The organism is Paenibacillus sp. PvR133 (assembly GCF_017833155.1).
GTDB lineage: Bacteria > Bacillota > Bacilli > Paenibacillales > Paenibacillaceae > Paenibacillus > Paenibacillus polymyxa_B.
Window position 1 is genome coordinate 5,060,779 of the sequence record NZ_JAFIBS010000001.1, and the last position, 21,522, is coordinate 5,082,300.

General features: G+C 43.2%; 28 protein-coding genes and 1 tRNA gene. 8 read left to right on the plus strand and 21 right to left on the minus strand.

Features of this window, described 5'->3' with window-relative positions:
- Positions 1–26: 26 nt before the first annotated feature.
- The 9 genes from JOE49_RS22005 to JOE49_RS22045 all read right to left on the minus strand — a co-directional run bounded on the left by JOE49_RS22005 (position 27) and on the right by JOE49_RS22045 (position 7,381).
- The gene (locus JOE49_RS22005) at positions 27–776 is read right to left on the minus strand and encodes a polyketide synthase (protein ID WP_023989389.1); all 750 of its coding nucleotides are present in this window, start codon (positions 774–776) and stop codon (positions 27–29) included.
- A gap of 45 nt (positions 777–821) precedes the next feature.
- Positions 822–1,583 carry an enoyl-CoA hydratase/isomerase gene (locus JOE49_RS22010; RefSeq protein WP_075154436.1) on the minus strand — a complete coding sequence of 254 codons (762 nt, stop codon included), beginning with the start codon at positions 1,581–1,583 and terminating at the stop codon, positions 822–824.
- On the minus strand, positions 1,580–2,842 hold the full coding sequence (locus tag JOE49_RS22015) for a hydroxymethylglutaryl-CoA synthase family protein (protein ID WP_209942841.1): 1,263 nt from the start codon (positions 2,840–2,842) through the stop codon (positions 1,580–1,582). Before JOE49_RS22015 ends, JOE49_RS22010 begins: the two co-directional genes overlap by 4 nt.
- A 15-nt stretch (positions 2,843–2,857) precedes the next feature.
- Positions 2,858–4,105, minus strand: a complete 1,248-nt coding sequence (locus JOE49_RS22020; RefSeq protein WP_209942842.1) for a beta-ketoacyl synthase N-terminal-like domain-containing protein — start codon at positions 4,103–4,105, stop codon at positions 2,858–2,860.
- The gene (locus tag JOE49_RS22025; RefSeq protein ID WP_013310983.1) at positions 4,083–4,322 is read right to left on the minus strand and encodes an acyl carrier protein; all 240 of its coding nucleotides are present in this window, start codon (positions 4,320–4,322) and stop codon (positions 4,083–4,085) included. The genes JOE49_RS22020 and JOE49_RS22025 overlap by 23 nt, the downstream gene beginning before the upstream one ends.
- Before the next feature lie 49 nt (positions 4,323–4,371).
- Positions 4,372–5,124, minus strand: a complete 753-nt coding sequence (locus JOE49_RS22030; protein WP_023989393.1) for a 4'-phosphopantetheinyl transferase family protein — start codon at positions 5,122–5,124, stop codon at positions 4,372–4,374.
- Positions 5,125–5,265: 141 nt separating this feature from the next.
- Positions 5,266–5,787 (minus strand): antiterminator LoaP, encoded by a 522-nt coding sequence (gene loaP, locus JOE49_RS22035; RefSeq protein WP_061828474.1) that lies wholly within the window; start codon positions 5,785–5,787, stop codon positions 5,266–5,268.
- A 492-nt stretch (positions 5,788–6,279) separates the two neighbouring features.
- Entirely contained in the window at positions 6,280–6,957 is a 678-nt protein-coding gene (locus JOE49_RS22040; protein WP_053325751.1) for an MBL fold metallo-hydrolase, read from the minus strand.
- Between the two features lie 338 nt (positions 6,958–7,295).
- Positions 7,296–7,381, minus strand: a tRNA-Leu gene (locus JOE49_RS22045).
- 247 nt (positions 7,382–7,628) lie between these two features.
- On the opposite strand from JOE49_RS22045, the gene JOE49_RS22050 reads away from it, so the two are divergent.
- Both JOE49_RS22050 and JOE49_RS22055 read left to right on the plus strand, forming a co-directional pair.
- Positions 7,629–7,787 (plus strand): hypothetical protein, encoded by a 159-nt coding sequence (locus JOE49_RS22050; RefSeq protein ID WP_013311032.1) that lies wholly within the window; start codon positions 7,629–7,631, stop codon positions 7,785–7,787.
- Positions 7,788–7,917: 130 nt separating this feature from the next.
- Positions 7,918–8,106: a hypothetical protein gene (locus JOE49_RS22055; protein WP_023989396.1), complete on the plus strand. Its 189-nt coding sequence runs from the start codon at positions 7,918–7,920 to the stop codon at positions 8,104–8,106.
- Positions 8,107–8,182: 76 nt separating this feature from the next.
- Here JOE49_RS22055 and JOE49_RS22060 read toward each other — a convergent pair whose 3' ends face one another.
- The 3 genes from JOE49_RS22060 to JOE49_RS22070 form a co-directional block, all read right to left on the minus strand.
- Positions 8,183–8,335, minus strand: a complete 153-nt coding sequence (locus JOE49_RS22060; protein ID WP_023989397.1) for a hypothetical protein — start codon at positions 8,333–8,335, stop codon at positions 8,183–8,185.
- A 95-nt stretch (positions 8,336–8,430) separates the two neighbouring features.
- Positions 8,431–8,757: a YnfA family protein gene (locus JOE49_RS22065; protein WP_209943686.1), complete on the minus strand. Its 327-nt coding sequence runs from the start codon at positions 8,755–8,757 to the stop codon at positions 8,431–8,433.
- A gap of 52 nt (positions 8,758–8,809) precedes the next feature.
- On the minus strand, positions 8,810–8,992 hold the full coding sequence (locus JOE49_RS22070; protein ID WP_023989399.1) for a hypothetical protein: 183 nt from the start codon (positions 8,990–8,992) through the stop codon (positions 8,810–8,812).
- Between the two features lie 353 nt (positions 8,993–9,345).
- Here JOE49_RS22070 and JOE49_RS22075 point away from each other — a divergent pair, with 353 nt between their 5' ends.
- Entirely contained in the window at positions 9,346–9,624 is a 279-nt protein-coding gene (locus tag JOE49_RS22075; RefSeq protein ID WP_023989400.1) for a hypothetical protein, read from the plus strand.
- 31 nt (positions 9,625–9,655) lie between these two features.
- On the plus strand, positions 9,656–10,687 hold the full coding sequence (locus tag JOE49_RS22080; RefSeq protein WP_023989401.1) for a glycosyl hydrolase: 1,032 nt from the start codon (positions 9,656–9,658) through the stop codon (positions 10,685–10,687).
- A 71-nt stretch (positions 10,688–10,758) separates the two neighbouring features.
- On the opposite strand, the gene JOE49_RS22085 is transcribed toward JOE49_RS22080, so the two are convergent.
- The 6 genes from JOE49_RS22085 to JOE49_RS22110 all read right to left on the minus strand — a co-directional run bounded on the left by JOE49_RS22085 (position 10,759) and on the right by JOE49_RS22110 (position 15,355).
- The gene (locus tag JOE49_RS22085) at positions 10,759–10,974 is read right to left on the minus strand and encodes a hypothetical protein (RefSeq protein ID WP_013311038.1); all 216 of its coding nucleotides are present in this window, start codon (positions 10,972–10,974) and stop codon (positions 10,759–10,761) included.
- A gap of 186 nt (positions 10,975–11,160) precedes the next feature.
- Positions 11,161–12,264, minus strand: coding sequence for a glycerol dehydrogenase (locus tag JOE49_RS22090; protein WP_023989402.1), 1,104 nt, complete (start codon positions 12,262–12,264; stop codon positions 11,161–11,163).
- Between the two features lie 133 nt (positions 12,265–12,397).
- Positions 12,398–12,946 (minus strand): GNAT family N-acetyltransferase, encoded by a 549-nt coding sequence (locus JOE49_RS22095; protein WP_209943688.1) that lies wholly within the window; start codon positions 12,944–12,946, stop codon positions 12,398–12,400.
- A gap of 202 nt (positions 12,947–13,148) precedes the next feature.
- Positions 13,149–14,135 (minus strand): ketoacyl-ACP synthase III, encoded by a 987-nt coding sequence (locus tag JOE49_RS22100; RefSeq protein ID WP_209942844.1) that lies wholly within the window; start codon positions 14,133–14,135, stop codon positions 13,149–13,151.
- Positions 14,136–14,166: 31 nt separating this feature from the next.
- Positions 14,167–14,517 carry a hypothetical protein gene (locus JOE49_RS22105; RefSeq protein ID WP_013311042.1) on the minus strand — a complete coding sequence of 117 codons (351 nt, stop codon included), beginning with the start codon at positions 14,515–14,517 and terminating at the stop codon, positions 14,167–14,169.
- A 184-nt stretch (positions 14,518–14,701) separates the two neighbouring features.
- Entirely contained in the window at positions 14,702–15,355 is a 654-nt protein-coding gene (locus JOE49_RS22110; protein ID WP_209942845.1) for a cell wall hydrolase, read from the minus strand.
- A gap of 457 nt (positions 15,356–15,812) precedes the next feature.
- Between JOE49_RS22110 and JOE49_RS22115 the strand changes: the two genes are divergently transcribed.
- Together JOE49_RS22115 and JOE49_RS22120 are read left to right on the plus strand one after the other, a co-directional pair.
- Positions 15,813–16,478 (plus strand): cupin domain-containing protein, encoded by a 666-nt coding sequence (locus JOE49_RS22115; RefSeq protein WP_023989406.1) that lies wholly within the window; start codon positions 15,813–15,815, stop codon positions 16,476–16,478.
- A 112-nt stretch (positions 16,479–16,590) separates the two neighbouring features.
- Entirely contained in the window at positions 16,591–16,821 is a 231-nt protein-coding gene (locus tag JOE49_RS22120; protein ID WP_028540505.1) for an LSm family protein, read from the plus strand.
- Positions 16,822–17,010: 189 nt separating this feature from the next.
- Here JOE49_RS22120 and JOE49_RS26745 read toward each other — a convergent pair whose 3' ends face one another.
- Positions 17,011–17,139 carry a hypothetical protein gene (locus JOE49_RS26745; RefSeq protein WP_013371969.1) on the minus strand — a complete coding sequence of 43 codons (129 nt, stop codon included), beginning with the start codon at positions 17,137–17,139 and terminating at the stop codon, positions 17,011–17,013.
- Between the two features lie 168 nt (positions 17,140–17,307).
- Between JOE49_RS26745 and JOE49_RS22125 the strand changes: the two genes are divergently transcribed.
- Entirely contained in the window at positions 17,308–17,574 is a 267-nt protein-coding gene (locus tag JOE49_RS22125) for a DUF2642 domain-containing protein (RefSeq protein ID WP_025719729.1), read from the plus strand.
- Between the two features lie 71 nt (positions 17,575–17,645).
- Here JOE49_RS22125 and JOE49_RS22130 read toward each other — a convergent pair whose 3' ends face one another.
- Positions 17,646–19,190: a GH25 family lysozyme gene (locus tag JOE49_RS22130; protein WP_209942847.1), complete on the minus strand. Its 1,545-nt coding sequence runs from the start codon at positions 19,188–19,190 to the stop codon at positions 17,646–17,648.
- Positions 19,191–19,429: 239 nt separating this feature from the next.
- Positions 19,430–20,455, minus strand: a complete 1,026-nt coding sequence (locus tag JOE49_RS22135; protein WP_209942848.1) for a YeiH family protein — start codon at positions 20,453–20,455, stop codon at positions 19,430–19,432.
- 118 nt (positions 20,456–20,573) lie between these two features.
- Between JOE49_RS22135 and JOE49_RS22140 the strand changes: the two genes are divergently transcribed.
- Positions 20,574–21,461: a LysR family transcriptional regulator gene (locus tag JOE49_RS22140; RefSeq protein ID WP_023989411.1), complete on the plus strand. Its 888-nt coding sequence runs from the start codon at positions 20,574–20,576 to the stop codon at positions 21,459–21,461.
- Positions 21,462–21,522 lie beyond the last annotated feature (61 nt).

Genomic DNA, 21,522 nt, shown 5'->3' on the forward strand with positions numbered 1-21,522 from the left:
AAGGCGTTCAACGAATCTCTATTTGGTTATTTTCCAAACAAGTTGATAATTCGTTCTTTAACCTCCGCTTGATGAAAGGTCTTCTCATGCATGATAAGCTCTTGTTCTACGATTTTGGGAAGCTGTTCCCGGAGTGGAGCAACCAAATGATCCTTTAGCGTGATTAAAGAAAATCTGGGTTTCTCGGCTAGCTGCCGGGCAAGATCCATTACATAGCCCATCACTTCTTTGCGGGGCAGGGTCGGAAATGGAACTCCCCGTTTTTCCAGTTCAACACCTCGATAATTGCCCCCATTTAACAATAACTCTTCTCCCAAGCTGAACCCTAGTTTTTTAGGAATAATATACGTGGCACCCATTCCCGGTGTGAATCCGTATCTCATAAAATTAGTCGTGTACACACTTTCCCTGCTTAGGACTACAAAGTCAGAAAATAGCCCCATTACAAAGCCTCCGCCCACCGCATGTCCCTGCATAGCAGCTATCACTGGAACTTTACAGCCCAATGCAAGTGAGTATATATTTTCATCGGTAAACTTCGAGATTCCTTCATGTAAAGCCAACAGTCCCTCTTGCGTCCCACCCGTGGCAAAGTAATTATCGTATCCTGTTAGAATTACGACTTTGCAGGTTGAATCTTCTTGGATCGTCTTGAACGCTTGTCTTAGTCCATGGGTCATTTCAAGCGTAAATGTATTTTTATGAACTCTATCTTGCATTTTCACTTGAATAATGCCTCGCTCGATTTCAAGTAATTCAACCACGGATTGTGACATTATGATCTTCTTCCCTCCTACATCCCCATCTTGTGGCGTAGACCATCAGTCCATCCACGGAAATTGCCCCGTTTCGACATATCGGAAAATGCCCTTAAGATTTTGAGCGTCTGAAAACACCTCTTGATTGGACGCCAACGCTAGTGGTTTACACTGACGCAAATCGTTGAGTTCATCCATAAAGCGCTTGTAGCGTAAAATCCCATGCTTGCTCAATCGTCTGAGGCGTAATAAATGCTTGCGTAGCACCATCTCACTCTGAGCATCGTACGCATCAACCAACCCCCATACATGGGCCTGTTGAACCGAAACGGGCTGCGTCATTAGTGTTAAATAATGCGCTTTTTGGAATCCAATCCTGCGGACTAAAAATGGTAGAACGCAAGCAGGGAAAAGTCCGAATAGCAATTCTGACAAGCTGAACTGTGCCGTCTCGTCGGCTATCACAATATCGCTGGCAGCAATAAATCCGACGCCACCAGCGTTTGCTTTTCCTCGCACATGAGAAATCGTGATATAGGGCCCAGTTGCTAATTTTAACCACAGATCATACATAGGCTCTGGACTCATTGCATGTTCTTGTCCACTTTCCACTTTTTCACGCATTCCCTCAAAATCCGCGCCAAAACAGAACACCTCCGGCAAACCTTCCAAAACTACGATCGTAACTGACTCCTCACATAGTGCAAGTACATGCAAGCACTCCTCGATGAGGGTATTATTAATCGTATTATTTGCCTCCGGTCGGTAAAAGCGAATATAACAAATCGATTCTTGAAACCGAACCTGAATCGTTTGATAACTCATGATTCCCACCTGTATTTACGGTGGAATTCATAGATTTCTTCCAAATACAACCGCTGTCTCCCTTTCCCGGAAGCTATCACCCCCGGAATCAATTGAAAATCCAGCTTGGCGTTGCGGGTTCCAAACCGTACAGCGCCACTGCCTTTTAGCAGGGATTCATATTCATCCATAGTTAACTGATAGCGATCATTCAAATTACGCTCAATTTCAAAACGCCGCAGATGTTCCTGGCTTTGCGGCATAACAACCCCGCTATAAAATTCAGAGCAGCAGCCTGACCCGTAGGAGAAACAGCCGATTCGCTTTGGAGCATCGAATGTACCCTGATCAATCGTACCTGCCAAGGAGAGGTACAAAGTCGCCCCCATAATATTACCGACTCGTTGGCAATACGCCAATCCGGGCTTAACACGTTGTAAATAATCTGCCTCAATCTCATTTGGTTTGGATTGAGTCAACCTTCGCATCATCGTGCGATGCGCTCCTTTTACCATTCCGCCAAAAGGAGTATGAAAGGCAAGATACTGAAAGGTATCTTTATAATCCACTCCTTGCACCCGTTTTTGGTATTCCAAAAACGCTTGCTCGCAACAGTCCAGATAGGACATTAAAGACAAATCTGCATCCCCAGCCTCGCTATCTGGAATCGGCCGGCAAGTATCCATCACCTCATAGCCGTAATATCCATTAGCGCCTGCATCAATTTGAAAAACATGAGGATTTTCACTAATGAGCATTGCCACGGCCCCTGCGCCTCCACTTGGCTCAGCATAAGACCAATCCTCACTCAAGACATCCCCGCCTTCAGCAGCAATAAATCGTGAAATATCACTGGCAATTACAAGCGCTTTTGCTCCTGGCGAGACCTGAGAAAGAATAAAATTCACCGCCATTTGGAGTCCAGCAGTACCGGAATAGCAGGCTTGCTTGAGCTCGAATAATCTGCAATTCCGATTCAACCCCAAATAGTGGTGAATATATGTACTGATTGATTTTCCAAAATCAATACCTGATTCCGTACAGGTGATAAGCATTTCGATTCGGTTTTTTTCCGCTTCTGAAAGAGCGTCCACCAGCGGTTTTGCCGCATTTACTCCAAAGGTAACTGGATCTTCGTAAGGTAGGGCAACCGCCTTTTCTTTCATTAATAAATTTTCGAACCTTGCAGGATCCAATTGCCTGTGTTGGGCTAATTGCATAACATCCAGATAGGCAGAGCCACCAAAAACGTTCATTGCCTCAATTCCCACGACAACCATAATCGTCCCCCTCTCTCAAATACGCGACTCACATTTTTGCATACAAATGGCAGTATTGATTCCACCAAACCCCATGCTCAGATTCATAGTATTGTGAATAATTGCTGGTACGGACTCATTCTTCACCCAATTGCAGTCCAATTGGATAGGCTCCTCCAAATTAAGGGTAGGGTGAAGTCTCGACTCTTTCATTTGTAAAAGAGTAGCAATAATTTCAACAGTTCCTGCCGCGCTCAAGCCGTGACCGATAATGGATTTGGTTGCATTGATATAGGCATGTGACAATTTACAATCCTGTAATGCCTTTATTTCTATCTCGTCTCCAACGACCGAGCCTGTCCCATGGGGATTAATATAATCAATCTCTTCCGGTAGCAGCTTTGCTTTCTCCAAAGCTCTTCTAATCACTCGGACTTCGCCTTCGTAGGAGGGATTGGGATTCCGGTTTCGATCCATCCCCATATCCCATCCTGCCAGTTTGGCATAAGGTTTCTCCCGACGCCTCACGGCGGAATCGGCCCGTTCTATGACTACAACCCCGCAAGATTCCCCATAGATGAACCCGTCCCGCGACTGATCAAATGGTCGACACGCCATTGCAGGTTCATCGGCATATCGGTCGCTTCCCATCGCTCCCAAGGATCGCAATGCCTGGCATTCCATATACGAAATATCCATCAATGCCCCCATTGCAATGCAAACATCAACACGATCTGCTTGAATGGCCTCAATTGCTTGAATGATTGCGACTTGTCCACTCGCGGATGCACCACCGACGGTATAAGCTAACCCCTGAATACCGAACTGTTCGGTACATAGTCCGCACAAATCAGTATCCATAAAGGAAACCCCATAGGTCGGCGGTACAAAGCACATTTTGTCCCGATAGGCCTCATAAGTCTGAAATAGCTCCCGTTGCTGAAAATTGGAGCCTCCAACCACCAGTCCAATACGGCTAGGATCAACGTTATCCAATTGGGCATCATCCCAGGCTTCTTGAAGGGTTACCATGGCCACCTGCCCCGAAAATGATGCTGTACGTAACATTCGTTTGGATAATGCATTCGGATAAGACAAGGGTGGCAGCTCCGCACCTATAAATGAAGCTTCGCCTCTTCTGCCAGGGCGTTGCATGACGCCAAATGCATGCTGCCCTTTGAACAACGCCGAGGCAAAAGCAGCCTTCCCCTGCCCAATCGCCGAAGTCACGCCAATCCCCGTAACGACTAACTCAGGTTTTTCATAATTTTGCATAAAGTGCATCTGTCAATTCCCCTATATTTTTCACGCCAGACAATTCGACGCGCGGAATATTAAGAGATAATGTTTCCATCGTCTTGTTTACAATTTCAGCCCGATCTACTGAATCTGCACCCAAATCCACCAATCGATCTCCATACTCGAACGTGTGATCTTGTAATTCGGGAAGCACTTCACGAATACAACGTTTAACGATATCGAATACTTCTTCCTTATGCATAGGTATCCTCCTAAAAAATAAATGATTTAAAACTCAACAAACCTGGTGTTCAGTAAACATGATCTACAAACGGATTTCGATGAAAACTTGCATTGAATTTTTCATAAAGCCGAGAAGTATTCATACTCCATTCCGTCTTTCTCGGTGCTACAATCGTGCAGATATAGTCACCTAACTGGTAAGACTGGGCAGCATATTGTGGAAAATGTGAAAATGTACTTTGGAAGTATCCATCCACAAACCTGGTCTCATTCATTTCAAGTACATGCAGCGATGTTGTAAAACCTGTACGTAATATTTTCGACAGGGCCTCCTTCACTGTCCAAAAAACCGTCAATAAAGCTGAGTACTCCCCTACTCCCCGCACGACAGAGATTCTTTCCTTTTCTTCCACCGTCAGTTGGCTTTCAATTGTCTTATTTCGCTTAGAATCAATCCTCTCAATATCAATGCCCATGGGATGTGCTTCGGGAAAAACAACAGCCGCTCCGATATAGTCGCAGTGGGCAATGCTCACCTGATAGCTGTGGACACCATTGATTCGAAGCATGGGCTGGCCGAAGACACCTGACTCCACACTTACGTTGCGCAGGTCTGGCTCGCTTAACAGCACCGAAACTGCTTGTTTGGCACTTAGCCTGCCAAGCACAAAGTTGGATTTCCGCCGATGGAATACCAAACTCTCGAAGTAACTACACTCATCCGAATGAAAGACTTCTCGATCAAGGGGAGCGTCTGCGTTATAATCTGCATGGACAAAACTGACGGCCGCCTTCATCACGGCATCTTCCCGCTTCAACATTAGTTGTTCTGCATACGAGGCTACGCATATCCCCCCTAGTAAACTACTAACTTAGCAGTCCAAATCAAAAAAGGCCTTCAAATCCCTTAAGGGTTCTGAAAGCTTCCTCATGGAGTATGAACTCGTCACGAGTTCTCCACTTTAAACCTTACTTATAATTTCCAAAGCTACTCTCACTAACCTGATATCACCCATAAATTCTAACTGAATGACCGCTTGTCGTTTATGTCTATCTATTTTCTTAACTATACTCCCCCTTCCTTTAAGTGGGCCATCTAGGATACGTATATTGTCTCCTTCAATAATTCCAGTTGATGATTCTATACAATAGCTATCATTGCATAGACTTTCTAACATTTGTTTCTCCGAATCTCTCATTGAAGCTTCAAACTTCGAGTATCTCAATAAACGAATGATATCACTAGAAGTGCAAATCATTGAATTTGTACTGGTTACGAACTGCAAGTCAGGTAAATTCGACTCAATAAATACATAGCTTGGGAACAAAGGAGCCCATTCTTTCTTTACTATTCCTGCTACTTTAAAGAGTCTCTCTTGGAGTGGTATAAAGGGTTTGTAGACTTCAGAATCCAACCACTCATTAATAAGCTGCTTGACCTGTTCTTCCCTACCCGTTCGCACAAAAAACACGTACCAGCTCACTTAACTCATCTCCTATAAAAACGTACTGCCAACTCATCTCCTATAATGTCTACTACCCATATACATAGCTTCGCCCTTTCACTTATCCTACTTGATAAGCTACAATCTCTCACGATATATCCCTCTTTGATGGTTAACGTGACCCGCCAGCGATTAACCACAGAAAAGTTCCTTTATTTTTCATATAATCATATAATTGGAATAATGTTTTTCCATTATAATCCTCTACTCAAACCCTGTCAATTCACAGTTGATTGGAAACGGCCAAGTTCAGATTGGATTCGCAAACCTTTCTGAAAATGCTTAATTTGAAGTCATTATTATCTTTCGAATACAGCTTCAACGTTTCTGGCGGCTTATAAAAGAACTGATCCGAGTGTTTTACTCTAGTTAACTTGAGCATCTGGGGCACAGACAAATGATAGATCGTTATGTATTATTTTTTATATTTAAGATTTTCTCTCACCATTAGAACTGGGCCACAATACAGACTCATTTGAAATCGAACAGGCCCTTTTGGTTCGGACGCATTCTAAATTTAATAAAAGATTCCTTACTCGTAAATTGAAAATAAATATTTTCATCCATGAGGTGATTGAGTGTAAAACCAGGCGCTTTACCAAATGAATGAGCAGGATAAATTTGAATAGAGTCATCAATTTCTCGCTTTATTTTTTGAACACTATTATATAATTCTATTGGATTTCCTCCATTTGGGTCACAAAAGCCACAACCTTCAATGAATATTGTATCCCCAGTAAATAAGCGATCTGATAAAAGATAGCATACACTTCCCGCGGTATGTCCGGGAGTCAAAAGACTTTTAATTTCTGTTTCACCGACCTGGATTGAATCCTTGTCTTTAATTGAATGTAAATTTCTACATCTAAAATGATAAAAATCGATTTCGTTTGTTGACATGAATACCTGCGGATTATATTTTTCCAGGAGTGGATTTACCAAATTAATATGATCCCAATGTGAGTGAGTTAATAGTATCGCTTTGAGATCGCCATTCAATTGTTGAAGATAGAACTCTACTTTCAATAAATCCCATGATGGGTCAACAATAGCTATGTCTCTTGTTTTCTCATCCATTACAAAATATACATAATTGATGAAATTCATAAAACAGACTCTTAACTGTTCCATATGAAAAGTCAGATTCATATCAGCTTCACCGAACCACCTTCCCAATAGTTAATTAAAAACAACAACATTCTGATTTAAGGTTTTAGGCCACTTCATTTTTTAGAAATACTTACTATTTAATTATAAAGGCCTAATTTCGTTGTCCTATGATTATAACAATTGATGCAATAGAAAGGCTCCAACTCTCTGTTACAAGATCGCTTAATTTTTCCAAAACAAAAAACGCCTCTCCGTATGTTAACGGTGAGACGTTTTTTGTTGATCCTACATACCTGTTACGGAGTATTCCGCAGGTACACAGAACCTCGCGTTATTTTCGTTCATTTAACTTTGATGTGTCCGTTATAAATCAAGAATGCCGAGGACCGGGATCGAACCGGTACGGTAGTCACCTACCGCAGGATTTTAAGTCCTGTGCGTCTGCCAATTCCGCCACCCCGGCATAAATTTAGGAACGCTAATCTTTACACTTACTTGTCTTACAAGTATCTGAGAAACACGCATCTGATTAAGAAGTGTTCTCGTTATGTAAATGTCGTTCAATTGGGCACCAACATATAATACGATAATTTTATCGAATTGTAAAGTGTTTTTTTAAAAAAATAATAAAATTCTCTTTTTGTATAACTTGTGCACATTTGAATTACACTAATAAACGTCTTTCCAAACTACCAGAAGGGGTGTTACGAATGCGTGAAGGTATGATTCCAGCTGTTCTTGGAACGGTAGTATCGGCTTCAGGCGCTGTGTTGCTGAGCAGTAAGTACAAACTTGCAGCTACAGGCATTCTCGGTTTCGGACTGGCTCATGTTGTTCTGGGAGCGATTGATCTGATTGAGCATCGCTAGTTGTTTGGGAAGTACCGGGCGGGATTTACTCCCTCCCGGTTTTATTTTTATCAACGTTTAGTCTGGAGCACAAGCGTTTATGTAAAGTATAGAAGCTGAATATGCCTAATAAAAGGAGCTGTGATGTGCTATGAGAGATAATAACTCTGAAAAGAATCGTACTGACGATCAAATCGAACATAAACAATCCCTGGACAAGCGCGAGCCAGGATTTAATCGCATTCCTGACACCGATGCAGATACACCTGCTGCTACCGATATGATTGATGAAGCCATAGGTCGCGGGATAGACAAGTTACGTAACGATTTCACAAAATAAAGCATGGGTAATAAGACACAGGTTTGTGAGCAGTCCTTAATTCATTTGTTTTGATATGTACAGTGATTTCGTAAAATCACTTAAAGATCAGCATGATCCAGCCAATGATTGATATCCACAGCACGATGCTGATTAAGAGTCCACACATGATACCAAAAGAGAAATTACCTTCACTCTTCGGTACAGCACTACCAAATTTCAATCTAAGCTTCATTTGATTCCAGTTCATAGAACCCCCTCCTTAAGTTCTATTTCGGAATATGAAGCTTATTTTTGTAGACCTATAGTCATGTTTTCAAAAATAAAATAGGGTTTTTCGTCCTATCATCCTGATCGCGGAAATAGGATTACAGCTATACCGACCAAACAAATCAATCCACCAATGAAATCGTACAAGTCGGGTGTCTTTTTATCAATCCACCAGCCCCATGCAATGGAAAGAACAATAAAGACACCTCCGTATGCTGCATATACACGCCCAAAAGAGGAAAAAACCTGAAAGGTAGCAATGATTCCATACACAGCCAAGATTACTCCGCCGCAAAGTCCGACATACCATGTCTTTCCTTCACGCAGCCACTGCCAAACCAAATATCCTCCTCCAATTTCAGCGATGCCAGCCAATATAAAAAGTAAAGCTGCCTTTAACACCATTTCACATCCCTAATTCTTCAAATTCTTTTCGATTTTTTTGGATATCTCATTAGAGCACTCGACCTAAAAGGATAATCAATGCAATCACGCCAACCAGAATCAGCAGGTTGCTGACCTGACGCCATAAGCTAGGCACTCCCTCGGAGAGAAGCTTCCGCTGATTGGCATCAAAGTTCGCTTTGGCTCCTTCAGCATCTGCTGACCTAGAGAATGGTCTGTTTTCTTCATTCATAAGAGCACCTCCTTTTCAATCCACTTTAATCATACCAAACTTTTCCGTCGATTTCGCGTTGCTCTTATGCATATACTTCACATATATTTCTGATTGCATCTTCATATATGTGAAGTGTACATCCATATGTCAATATTTCGCTGAATATAAAGTATGATGTCGAATCAAGGTAGAGTGGGTATTTAGACGTCTTTCATTGCAGGACGGTAGTTATGGTATAATTTAGTCAACTTGTTCAAGATCGTAACCAGCGCTCATTTGTTTACTCAACTTATAATTAAATTGACATCTAAGAATCCACATCCCGGTTACAACCTGCATATTCTGTTTGTAAACCCAGGAGGAGGATACCGATGTCCCCAATCTTTATAGCAAGTTTAATGATGATGGGCATATTTTTATTTCAGGCAGCCATCGTTTTCGGCATCATACATTGGATTTCAAAACGAACCCAACGTCCAGCACAAACCAAAATGTATCTTGCAATGGGTTTGCTCGTTGTAATTTTAGGTTTCCTTGTATGGGACAACTGGATACACTTACAGGAATTCAATGGATGGGCCACGATTAGTCTGTTGGTGATTATTATTAGCGCCTATATACAGCTTAGAAAGCAAAAAGAAAAATACTAATCCCATTACCATGCATCAAAGGAGGAGCGCCATGAAATCTCACTCAACACGCTTTTGGTTACAGAGGGTGCTACTGCTAATGCTTGTTTTACTCTTCAGCGGCTCTCAGCAATCATTCATTGTTGCCGATGCCGCCCCGCCAATTAATGTTCAGGCCTCTGCCAAAGCCAAGCAATTACTTGCCTACCTATCTAATGTACCGGATGATATGCTAATTTCCGGGCAGCATGATTACTTAGAGGCACCGGATGAACAAAATAACAAGCTACAACAAATCAGCGGACAATACGCAGGACTTCACGGCTATGAGTTTGGAGGATTGGCTAACCAGTCCCGTACAGCCCTACGAGAGCAACGTCAGCATGTTGTGAATAGTGCTATCCAATGGAGTCAGGACGGCGGAATCGTAGCTGTTACCTTCCATCAGGCGCTTCCTGGCAAACCTAAAACGTGGAAAAACGTACAAGCAAAAATTACTCAAGCTGAATTTAATCGTTACATCACGCCGGGTACCCCGCAATATAAACAACTGATCGCTGATCTGGATGAGGTGGCTTTGTCCCTTAAGACCTTACGAGACGCGGATGTACCTGTTTTATGGAGGCCCTATCATGAAATGAACGGCAACTGGTTTTGGTGGGGAAACAAGCAAAATTATGCTAAGTTGTGGAATCTAATGTATGATCGGTTCACTCATGTCCATCATCTGGATAACCTGTTGTGGGTGTGGAGTCCCAATGCTCCAAACGCATATAGCACTCCCTATAATTTGTCCTTCCCAGGTATTAACCGAGTAGATATTCTTGCAGCTGATATCTATAACAATGATTACAAACCCTCCTACTACACCGAATTGCTAAAGCTTGCGCAGGGCAAGCCTATGGGAATCGGAGAAAGTGATATTCTGCCAAGTGCGAAGGTGCTGCAAAATCAGCCAGCCTGGGCCTATGCCATGACATGGGGAAAGGAGCTGTCTGCAACCAATTCACAAGCAGCAATCAGACATTTTATGAACCAAAATAATATCATCACACGAGACCTTCTTCATGAGTCCCTACGCTGAAAGAAAAAAGCTTCCACTTTGCTCCTAGAGCGAAGTGGAAGCTTTTTTATACCAAATCCAAATAAAGCACTCTAACTATTTCTAATAACCTCTTCTAGATCAATATCGGCATAAGCCTCTTCACCAAGATGTACGGATACAATGGTGTAGATCCGCTTGGACAGTCTAGACATCAGCCGATCACCCGGTGCTACAGAATATTCTTCCCGATAATCTCCAATTTTGTGAAAACCGCTGGACATATGGATGTACAAGTTGCCCCTACGTGTTTTACCATGCACCAACATCAAATCTCCTCCTGCTGTGTAACCAACCTAATTTCCCTGTTACATGTATATCGGTCAGAACAAGATAGGATATAAGTCCCTGGTCCCCTCTTTCGTTTCACATGTTAGTGCACGTAAACGAAACGGGTCTGCCAGTGATGTGACAGACCCGTTTTTGTAAACCCATTTTCGTGATTTAGGAAGAAACTATTCTTGATAGGATTCTGCTATTGCATTCGCTGCAATGATTGCATTGTACACGTCAGCAGGACTAACTGGGAACGGCATGTTGACCATTGTATCATTCGATGCACAAGCAGCTTCAGCCACTTGGCGCCATTCAGCCTCAACAAATTCCTCTACACCCAAGTCACGAAGCGTCAATGGAAGGCCTACATCCTTAACCAGTTTAATCACGGTTTCCAGTTCTTCTTTCGGTGCATTTTCCAGCACTAGCTGGGTTAACAAACCGAATGTAACTTTCTCACCATGCTGTGCTTTATGAAGCGAAGGAACAGCCGTCATGCCGTTATGAATGGCGTGTGCTGCTGCCAACCCACCTGATTCTGCACCAACACCGCTCAAATAAATGGTAGCTTCAATCGTATCCTCCACCGCACGAGTATATACTTTCCGATCCACAGCACGTTTGGCCTTCACAGCATTTTCCAGCAACGTATCATAACAAAGACGAGCAAGTCCCAGTCCTGTAGTGGAAGGCTTGTTCAGAACCAGGTTATCCCCGTTAGCCTGATAGCAAGCACGAGCTTCAAAATAAGTGGCCAGTGCATCACCGATTCCAGCTGCAAAGAAACGTGCAGGCGCTGCTGCCAGAATGCCTGTATCCGCCAGTACAACGTCTGGATTAGTAGGCAGGAACAGATATTCATCAAAAGAGCCATCTTTTTTGTATATAACCGCAAGCGCGGTACAAGGAGCATCTGTAGAAGCAATCGTTGGGAAAATAACAACAGGCAGCTTTTCATAATAAGCGGTTGCCTTGGCGGTATCCAACGTTTTTCCCCCGCCAATCCCTATGATAATGTTCGAACCATGTTTACGCACCAATTCGCGGTTACGATCAATCTCTTCTTTTGTACATTCATATTGGAATTTCTCGAAGACCACCTGGTTACCAGCTGCTTCAATTGAAGCACCTGCCTCCTTTTGAGCCCTTTCAAGTATGAACTCATCACAAATGACAAAGGCTTTATCGCCATAATCCTTAATATAGTCATTTAACGACGAGAGTAGATTTTGTCCAGAAATAAATTTCTTGGGTGAAGTAACGGACCTTACAACGTTTGCCATGTAAATTCCTCCTCAGCTTTGACTCATACTCAAATTAATAATGATTTGGGCATGTGACCCTTTAACTATAAACCTCTTTTCACGTTATTAAAAGGCTTATTATGGAATATTTTATGAACAAATTGTGTATCTATTATACTTGAACAGTCGAGCGCCATTCAGAATACAGGATACCCATCATGATACGATCATAACTGTTACCATCACGAAGAACAGCAGAACGAACTCTACCCTCAAGCTGGAACCCCGCCTTCTCATAAGTTCGGATCGCTTGTGTATTGTACTCAATCACATCCAAGCCGACCCGATTTAAATTGAGCTCATAAAACGCATAACGAAGAATGAGACCTACAGCTTCTGCCCCAAAGCCCTTGCCACGGTAGTCCGTATTACCTATACCTATTGCCAGCTGCCCGCTGCGATTATTCCACTCAATTCCGTGGATAGCAACAAATCCGATCAAGACATCATCTGCCAATGTTCTTAATCGAAAATAGACCTCGTTAGAGCTGGGAGATCCTTCTGACTCCATCTGTTTCAACGTGTAAGGGAGCGCCAAATCCGTATCTACATTTCGCAGATACTTCGCATCCTCACCCCATTTGAACATCACTTCGGCATCTTCTTCCCTGACTGCGGTCAGTTTTATTCGTTCCCCATAAAATAAATTTTCGATCTTAATGACTCTTCAGCTCCTATTATGAATTGTGTGCCATGTTTTCCGTCATAATTGTCATGCTATCCGATGTCCGCAATATAAGCTCTCCCTTTTAATTCAATGTTTAAATTTTACAAAATAATCAAACATAACACAACCAAATCATTACAGTTGTCATTGTGTGATACACAAAAAGACCTTGCAGCTGCAAGGTCTTCATATATTCCTAGTATTTAAATAACATAGCAACCAGTTGATATCCAGCTCCAATCGTCCAGAACAGTACATAATCACCGCGCCGGATACGACCCGATTCAATACCTTCATATAGAGCAATGAACGGGCTACTGGTACCTGTGTAACCATATCGATCACCCACATAAATCATTTGGGCATCCTCTAGCTCCAAGTGATCCTGAATCTTCAATACATTTGCTAACGAGAACTGAGACAGACAATAAGCCCGTACATCCCGAGGCGTCAGCCCATTCTTTTTTAAAATGCGTTCAAGCAGATCAAATGTAGGAGGCAAGGCCATATTGGCGTCGAACGGAAGCCACTGAATATATTTTCCGGGGGCGTTCCTTTGGAGTGTCGCCGCTAACCCCTGAGCCGGGTACAAAATTTTATCTATATTGACTGGGTCCGTAAAATACATAGAATCTATAAATCCGGTGTCTTCTTCTGTACGCTCCAAAATAGCCGCACATGCAGCATCTCCATAGTTCGCATAAGTAATCTCATCCTCCGGACCGGAAATGAGTGAATTATAATCCGAACCGATAATAAGCGCTGTCCGCACGTCAGGATTAGATAACATCGACCGACTGACTTGATCGACAGCGACTGTCATCCCTGCACAATTCGCGTTGGAATCCATCACGGCCACATCATGTCTAGCCCCAATCGCCTGGTGAACAAACAATGCATTCATCGGAAACAGTGACTCAGGAACTTGAGTGGAGAACACGATCATATCCACGTCACGGCCTGTCATACCAGCCTGTTCCAGAGCTTTTAGCGCAGCCGCAATTCCCATTGTTAGACCGTTTTCGTTCGGATCATCAATGATATAACGCTGTTTTCTACCCATATGCTCCATGAAGCGTCGAATATCTTTGCCCCGCTCGTCAAAATGGCGAACATAGTATTCGTTATCCAACGAATGGGACGGATGATACACACCCAGTGCTTTTATTTTGATATGGCTCATCAGGCTTCCCCCTTACACATACATCAGCGCATTATTGTACAACAATATCTACGTTGTTTAATCCTGCTTCGCGTGCTACTCGACCAAGCTGCATTTTAATAATGGTTTGTTGAAGGCTGATGCCAAAGATTACTTTGGTAAATCCAGTTTCTTTATAACGTACAAATGAGCCCTTCAATTTTTCCACTTCTCCCGGACCCAAAAGTGCCATCTGGGTACAATCTACCTTGAGTGTAAAGCTGGACGCCTGAATGGATGAGGTTTTGGCTACATAATCTTTTACAAAGCTATCATACTCCTCCTGGCTAAAAACTCCATTCACCGCCATATGTACCGTTTTCATGGCTTGATCTACTTCGATAGTGTAAGGATGTTGACTCATTTTAGAAGGACTCCTTTAATTTCATTTTTTTGTCTATTAAGAGTATCGGAATAATAGGTAGAATTTTTAATATTAAATCAGATAAATCATCACTAAAATATTACAAATTTGTGAATATAAAAAACCGTCACTGCTCCTAGAAGAAGCAACTGACGGCTAGAAATTTGCGTATTCTCATATGAAATTAATTCGTAAACGTATGGCGACCGAGTGAGATGACAGCCGGGCGACTTTTACTCCATTTGGCTGTGGCAATGGCCGGGTTGTAATAAAACAAGGACCCATTGGTCGGATCAGCACCATTAAGTGCCTGTCTGGCTGCACGGTACGCAGTCTTGTTGGGTTTCAGGCGGTATTGACCATCCTGTACAGCGGTGAATTGACCAGGCTGCAAAATAACGTCCGGGATCGAGCTTGGAAACTCACCGGACTGAACACGGTTTAATACGACAGCGCCGACAGCCACTTGACCTTCAAACGATTCCCCGCGAGCCTCAGAATAAATGATACGAGCCAGTTGATCCAGCGCGGTTACGCGCACCTCTCCGAAGGATTCCAGCTTGACTTGTGTAGCCGCTCCGGCTACTCCATCAGGTGTCAGACCGTTATCCCGTTGAAAACGAGCCACCGCTTTACTGGTCAGAGAACCATAGTACCCAGTAAACCCAGCCTTGAAATAACCGAGCGAATGAAGCTGCTGTTGAAGCTCCAGCACCCGTTCGCTTTGAACCCCTTTCTTCAAAGCTGACGTTTGTGCTTGTGCTTGTCCTGGTGCGACTGACAATACAGTACCTAACATACATGCGCAGGACAGGATTAAAATAGATAACTTTTTCATATTCCAGACAACCTCCTCTTTCATGTTCTGTCCGGTGCAACCATTCCGGCCTGTACAACTCAGGGACGTTTATCCGATGATGTTTCTTATGACATAACTTATGCCTAGCTGCAGAAATGACGCGTGGCTACATACGGAATGGGACAATCATGCTTTCACACGTCCGTTGCAGTATACCATAAGCCGCATTTACGTATCATCCGGCTCTGGTCCTAAGACTACCCAAGCAAATAAAACGCCATCCCTAAAGGGATGACGTGTATTAAGAACAATGGATCATGTTCTGACCACACTTGAATACGTGACTTTTTTCGCTATTTTTCGCTTCAACTTGCCCGGGACCGGAGCCTGATTTCTACTAATTCAAATCACATATCCGCGCACACATACATGGGCGTATGCATAGGGTAGCGTACGATCATCAAATTTCGAATAATAGAAAGGCAGGAAACGACGCGTGGATTCATATATGGATTACACCTCCCCTACTGTACAATTTACCTATGATTTAAGAGACAATGTTTTGTTTCAGAAGGATGCTCAAAACTCGATCAACGAGCTGTCGATCCAGCAGCTGAATACATTGGCGAATGTATCGCTGCTGGATATTCGCCTTAGCACAGCTAATGTTGTGGAGCCTCACTATCACCAAAATGCCACAGAACTGGTATACTGCATCTCTGGAGCAGTAACCGTGTCACTGATTAACCCCTTCACCCTCGAGTTACGACATTTTCCGATCACACCTGGCCAAGTGGCTAACGTTCCTCAGGGATGGTGGCATTATCTGGTCGCCACGATGGACAACACTCATTTGTTGACCATTTTTAATGCTCCGACCCCTGAATTCATACTGGGCTCCGACATTTTGCGGCTAACGCCAAGTAACATTCTGGCTCATACTTACTGCCTGAATGAGAATAAGATTCAGGAAGCACTCGCCCCAATTAAAAAGCCTGTCATCATCGGTCCTCCCAATGACTGCAAGCAGCAGCCCCCCCGAAAACCTGGGATACATGTAAGGCTTGCCGATACTTCACCCCACCCTCAGGTCGCCCCCCAAAGAGGTTACGCCCATACCAATGGATATCCTGGCTTCTCTTTTAATCCCTATCAAGAATAGGCTAACTCTAGTCAGGCCTTAAGTTCGAGGGAATACCTTTTCCCTGTATGTTCGCCGTTACCATAAGACCGTCCCTCTCATAAAATGCCAATGTATAAGAGGGGGTGATGGAATGGACGCTTATTACAACTGTTTGAACTGCATGAATAAAAAAGTGCGTATTCTCACCGTTGACGGAAAACAGTACGAAGGAACCATTATGGATGTGGATCGTAATAATGTGTACTTAAAAACAGAACGGAACGGACGTGTACAAACGTCTGCCTTTTATCCTGGCTACGGGTATGGGAATCAAATCTTAACTTTGAGCTTGTTCACCCTGCTGGCGATTGCGTTAATTTAATCTCTGTTCCATTGTCCGTTCCTGTCTATAGATGCCAATGTACCTCAAATGACAGCTGCCCAGCCCGGCACAGTTTGTGTAGGGCCTGTACGCTGTTATTTGAGGTGTTTTATCATACGTTCCATCCTCTAAAACACTTAACCCCCCATCGGTTATATACCGATGGGGGGTTAAGCTACTCATTTCAATTTAAACCCATAAAGACTTAGTAATGATAACGAGCAAAATGAACAGTACCAGGATAGCTCCTGTCGATGTCCATACTCCTGGGTAGCCCCCTACTGAACCGCCACCACAACCTCTTTCACATTCACTCATGGTCATTGCCTCCTTCAATTCAAGGTACAACATAGCTTATGTATTGAGCTTTCCTATGGACCGGGCTTTTCGGCAATGTTATGAATGTTTTCGCTGATGGGCATTAGCCTACACCTTTCCTAGGCAGGAGCATAGGATAACACAACTAATCTTGAAGGAGTGAAGCAATTGAATTCAAATCAAATGCTCAATTACAACGTTAATCAACCTTTTCCTCACCATCCTACCTCTCACCACGTCGTGGTGCACCCTGTAGATCCATACGTCGTAGAAACATTAAAATCGGTGATCGGCAAGTACGTTGTACTTGAGACAACACGTGGCAGAATTGATGGATGCGTAGTCGATTGTAAGCCCGACCATGTCATTTTAGATGTATACGGAAAAAAATTCTTTGTTAGAATCAGCGAAATCGTATGGATCATGCCCAACTAAACAAATCAGACATTAAAAATCCTCGCAGATCCCGTTCCGGATTCGCGAGGATTGATCATGATATGATTTTGCTAATCGAGCTCTCCTGCCAGTGAAGCCCGGAGTTCATCTATCGTTCCGTTGTATTCATCCAAATCGACTTGGCCTTGAATACCCGGAACACTGCCTGTGCTACTGTACTGCCAAGCCCACCAGTTATTCCAAGCTGGAACCGCGGTCGGCTTTTGCGTAGTGCTGTATCGGGCTACCCACAGTTTATACATAGAAAATGTAGGATCAAACTTGGAAGCAAAAACATTGCCCGTGTATACGATTGGCTGACGCCCGGTAAGCCTCTCCATTTCATCCAAAAAGGCATGAGCCACTTCACTAATTTGTGCAGGAGTAAGACCTTTGGGGTTATTTTCATAGTCCATCACAGGGGGCAGATCTAGCCTGCCTCCTGCTGAATCTATAGCCCTGGCAAAATTAGCTGCTTCCTGACGAGCTCCATCCGCGGTAGTAGCATTCAAAAAGTGGTAAGCGCCAACCAAGATGTTAGCATCTCTGGCACCCTGTACATTTATCAAAAATTGATTATCTTGATATTTTGTGCCCTCTGTAGCTTTAATAAAAGCAAATGTCTTACCTGTCGCTGCCACTTGCTGCCAATCAATATTGCCATTATAGTGTGAGACGTCAATTCCTTGCGCGTGTCCATCAGAAGAAATCGCAGGTACAACAGGTATGGTAGGTATAACGTCCTCGGTAGTTGATGGCTCCTCCGTTTCCTGATCCAACGCTATAACAACCTTACCATCATCCGCATTGAGTACATGAAAGGGTGTGCTGTGATTAAGATCAACCACAATACGTACCGATGCGGGGGTTGTACTAAACATGGAGTATCTTACTTGGGAAACATCTGGATCTTCAGTGACTGGAAAACTTCCTTGTCCACTACTGTCAAATGATTGCGATGCTAGAAATTCCTCAGAAAACGTTGAACTAGGTATGTCTACAACAATACGGTCTGCATGAGTCAACGTAGTTACTTTGGGGGTTGCTTTTCCATTAACAGCTATAGTCAATTGGTGATTAGCGAAGCTAATTTGGTTTATAGCTGTACGCGCACTCTCTTTAGGATTACTTACAGCTGGAGTAGCAGAATGATCATGAGTGGACTCGCTATTGTCGCTTGAAGTAGGCGGAGTCGTCAGGAACACAGTTTTAAGCTCGTTGTTCCAGGCCACATCAATCCCTGTCTGTTCAGACACAAAGCGAAGCGGAACATAAGTCGTCCCCTCTCTAAGCAAAGGCGCTACAGCCAATCCCATTTGATGATCATTGACAGAGGCTATGGGATTGTTGACCTGAAGACTGAGGTTAAGATTTTGCTTATGTATAGTTATGGTCCCTGTCTTGGACTCCCAATTCACGCTATAACCCAATTCCTCTACAATGAGACGGAGTGGAACCAGTACATTCCCCTTTACTTCTTGAATCTGAACACCTTTGCCAACACTTATATCTTTACCATCCAACTGAAGATGTGAGCTCGAAGATGCAGCATGACTTTCTCTTGGAAATGCTAGTAGAAACAGAAACAAAAAAGCAAATAAACAAATTTTCCTCATTATATACCCTACCATTCTCTAAATTTTCGCTTATGAAATTCTTGCACTCTACGATTCTCAGGACCTCCATTTTGATAGACGCGAATCATATGTAAAAAGTTACGATTGATTCAGTATATATTTCAGTCTTATCATACAAAAGTACTAAAAAACTCTGCCAGCTATACAGCAAGCAGAGCTTTTTCCAGTTTTATTAATCTAGTTTACTAGCAATCTTATCCCAAACGAATACTTCATGTTCACACTGTTAAAAATGTTAACCCTATAAGAATGATCGAGGTAACAGACAGTACCAGTAATGGTAGCATTGCTTTCTCCCGCAAAGCCTTAAAGCTCACATTCAGCCCCATTCCTACCATAGCCATCGTTAACATAAAGGTGGTAACTTGAGAAATTCCGTTCGTCAGACTAGATGGAACTACAATATATTGTCCAAAAACATAGCTGCCCACAATACTTGTAGCCATAAAGCCGATGAGGAACCAGGGGAACTCCACTTTAGCGTCTGTACGAATTTTTCCAGTTCGTTTCATCCAATACATTAAAACAAAGCTGAGCGGTATGAGTAAGAAAACACGCCCCAGTTTGGCTAATAAGCCCATTGCAAGTGCATCCTGTCCGGCAGGCGCTGCAGCTAAGGCCACATGTGCAATTTCATGTAAACTGATACCCGACCAGATACCATATTGCATATTCGTCAAAGGAAGCCAGGGCCGGAGCACAGTAAACAAAATGGCAAATACCGTTCCAACCAAGGCAATGAGTCCTACCCCTATGGCTGTATCCTCATCTTTGGATTTTAACAAGGGAGAAACCGCTGCAATCGCTGCTGCACCGCAAACTCCTGTTCCAATACCAAGAAGAAGTGAAAGCGAAGCATCTGCCTTGAAACGTTTTGCCAGCCAAACCGTAAAAAAGATGGAAAATACAACAGTGCCCACATCACGCAAAAGTAAACCAAGTCCATGATGAATGACAACATCCATGTTCAACTTCAGCCCAAATAACACAATAGCTCCACGTAGTATTTTCTTTGATGAAAACTCAACTCCCAAGCGCACAGCTTCAGGGTATCCCCACAACTGTCGGTACAGAATAGCGAGAAACATGGCACAAGCCAATGGACCTACATAATGAAAGCCTGGCAATTCGTTCAGGCCATAGCCTGCCAAAGCAAATAACATCGTGAGGACAATGCCAAATATACGCTGGAATAATCGACCTCTGTTCGAAAATAATTTGGTGTGTTGTGTATGACTGTTCATGGTGAACTCCTCCAATTCTACATGCATCCAGCTTAATATGTTTTTTGTCATAAGAAAAATAAATCATTATAATAATGATAATAAGTAAATAGATATGATGAATTTGGAGGAATGGGCCTTGGACCAATCTTTAATCGTATTTGTTATGGTCGCGGAGAAACAAAATTTCACACGAGCTGCCGAGGTGTTACACATGACCCAACCTGCGGTAAGTCAATATATTCAAACGCTGGAACGTAGCGTAGGAACCCGCCTCCTGGAGCGTAGCAATAAGTATGTACGCTTAACCAAAGCAGGTGAAATTGTGTATCATCATGCTCAGGAGATTATCCGTCTCCATACACGGATGCAGTATTTGGTGGACGAGCTGATGCATACAGCAAAAGGAAACCTGTCGATCGGCGCAAGCTACACGTATGGCGAATATGTGCTGCCGCATGTGATCGCGCAAATGAGGGTCCGGTATCCACTCATTCAGCCCTCCATTACCATCGGCAACACCCAGGAAATTGAAAAACTCATGATCCATAATCAACTGGATGTAGGCATTATCGAAGGAGAATTTCAGCATGACCATTTACACATCGAATCATTTGCTGATGATAGAATGTATATCGTCGTTCCGCAAAATCACCGTTTGGCTGGTAAATCTCAAGTGGATGTAAGTGAGCTGCAAGAGGACATCTGGATTCTGCGGGAAGAAGGTTCTGGAACCCGGGAAGCGGCTGAAAAAATGTTTGCACGGTTTCAATTCTCCCCTTCTCATATGATGAATTTTGGCAGTACACAGATCATCAAAGAGTCTGTAGAAGCAGGCTTGGGGATTTCTTTGCTGTCCCAATGGGTCATTCAGAAGGAACTTGCTCTGGGAACATTAAAAGTACTGGATATTCGTAATCTTCCGGTTATTCGAAAATTCTCCTTCCTAACTCCTTCTTCGACATTTGAAACGAAAGCAAGCACCGCTTTTTTGGAGATTTTGCGAAGTTATAATGTGAAAAGGTAAAGTGCAGAAACAACGAAAAAAGCACCCATTAAGGTGCTTTCAACATAATCATTATCATGTT

Coding starts and splice junctions, on each gene's coding strand:
- JOE49_RS22005 (WP_023989389.1), bottom strand. CDS start 776: ATGTCACAATCCGTGGTTGAATTACTTGAAATCGAGCGAGGCATTATT.
- JOE49_RS22075 (WP_023989400.1), top strand. CDS start 9,346: ATGTCCCCAATCTTTATAGCAAGTTTAATGATGATGGGCATATTTTTA.
- JOE49_RS22080 (WP_023989401.1), top strand. CDS start 9,656: ATGAAATCTCACTCAACACGCTTTTGGTTACAGAGGGTGCTACTGCTA.
- JOE49_RS22135 (WP_209942848.1), bottom strand. CDS start 20,455: ATGAACAGTCATACACAACACACCAAATTATTTTCGAACAGAGGTCGA.
- JOE49_RS22010 (WP_075154436.1), bottom strand. CDS start 1,583: ATGAGTTATCAAACGATTCAGGTTCGGTTTCAAGAATCGATTTGTTAT.
- JOE49_RS22030 (WP_023989393.1), bottom strand. CDS start 5,124: ATGTTGAAGCGGGAAGATGCCGTGATGAAGGCGGCCGTCAGTTTTGTC.
- JOE49_RS22070 (WP_023989399.1), bottom strand. CDS start 8,992: ATGAATGAAGAAAACAGACCATTCTCTAGGTCAGCAGATGCTGAAGGA.
- JOE49_RS22085 (WP_013311038.1), bottom strand. CDS start 10,974: ATGTTGGTGCATGGTAAAACACGTAGGGGCAACTTGTACATCCATATG.
- JOE49_RS22060 (WP_023989397.1), bottom strand. CDS start 8,335: ATGAACTGGAATCAAATGAAGCTTAGATTGAAATTTGGTAGTGCTGTA.
- JOE49_RS22105 (WP_013311042.1), bottom strand. CDS start 14,517: ATGAGTCAACATCCTTACACTATCGAAGTAGATCAAGCCATGAAAACG.
- JOE49_RS22100 (WP_209942844.1), bottom strand. CDS start 14,135: ATGAGCCATATCAAAATAAAAGCACTGGGTGTGTATCATCCGTCCCAT.
- JOE49_RS22130 (WP_209942847.1), bottom strand. CDS start 19,190: ATGAGGAAAATTTGTTTATTTGCTTTTTTGTTTCTGTTTCTACTAGCA.
- JOE49_RS22110 (WP_209942845.1), bottom strand. CDS start 15,355: ATGAAAAAGTTATCTATTTTAATCCTGTCCTGCGCATGTATGTTAGGT.
- JOE49_RS22120 (WP_028540505.1), top strand. CDS start 16,591: ATGGACGCTTATTACAACTGTTTGAACTGCATGAATAAAAAAGTGCGT.
- JOE49_RS22020 (WP_209942842.1), bottom strand. CDS start 4,105: ATGCACTTTATGCAAAATTATGAAAAACCTGAGTTAGTCGTTACGGGG.
- JOE49_RS22025 (WP_013310983.1), bottom strand. CDS start 4,322: ATGCATAAGGAAGAAGTATTCGATATCGTTAAACGTTGTATTCGTGAA.
- JOE49_RS22055 (WP_023989396.1), top strand. CDS start 7,918: ATGAGAGATAATAACTCTGAAAAGAATCGTACTGACGATCAAATCGAA.
- JOE49_RS26745 (WP_013371969.1), bottom strand. CDS start 17,139: ATGAGTGAATGTGAAAGAGGTTGTGGTGGCGGTTCAGTAGGGGGCTAC.
- JOE49_RS22040 (WP_053325751.1), bottom strand. CDS start 6,957: ATGAATCTGACTTTTCATATGGAACAGTTAAGAGTCTGTTTTATGAAT.
- JOE49_RS22050 (WP_013311032.1), top strand. CDS start 7,629: ATGCGTGAAGGTATGATTCCAGCTGTTCTTGGAACGGTAGTATCGGCT.
- JOE49_RS22090 (WP_023989402.1), bottom strand. CDS start 12,264: ATGGCAAACGTTGTAAGGTCCGTTACTTCACCCAAGAAATTTATTTCT.
- JOE49_RS22015 (WP_209942841.1), bottom strand. CDS start 2,842: ATGGTTGTCGTGGGAATTGAGGCAATGAACGTTTTTGGTGGCTCTGCC.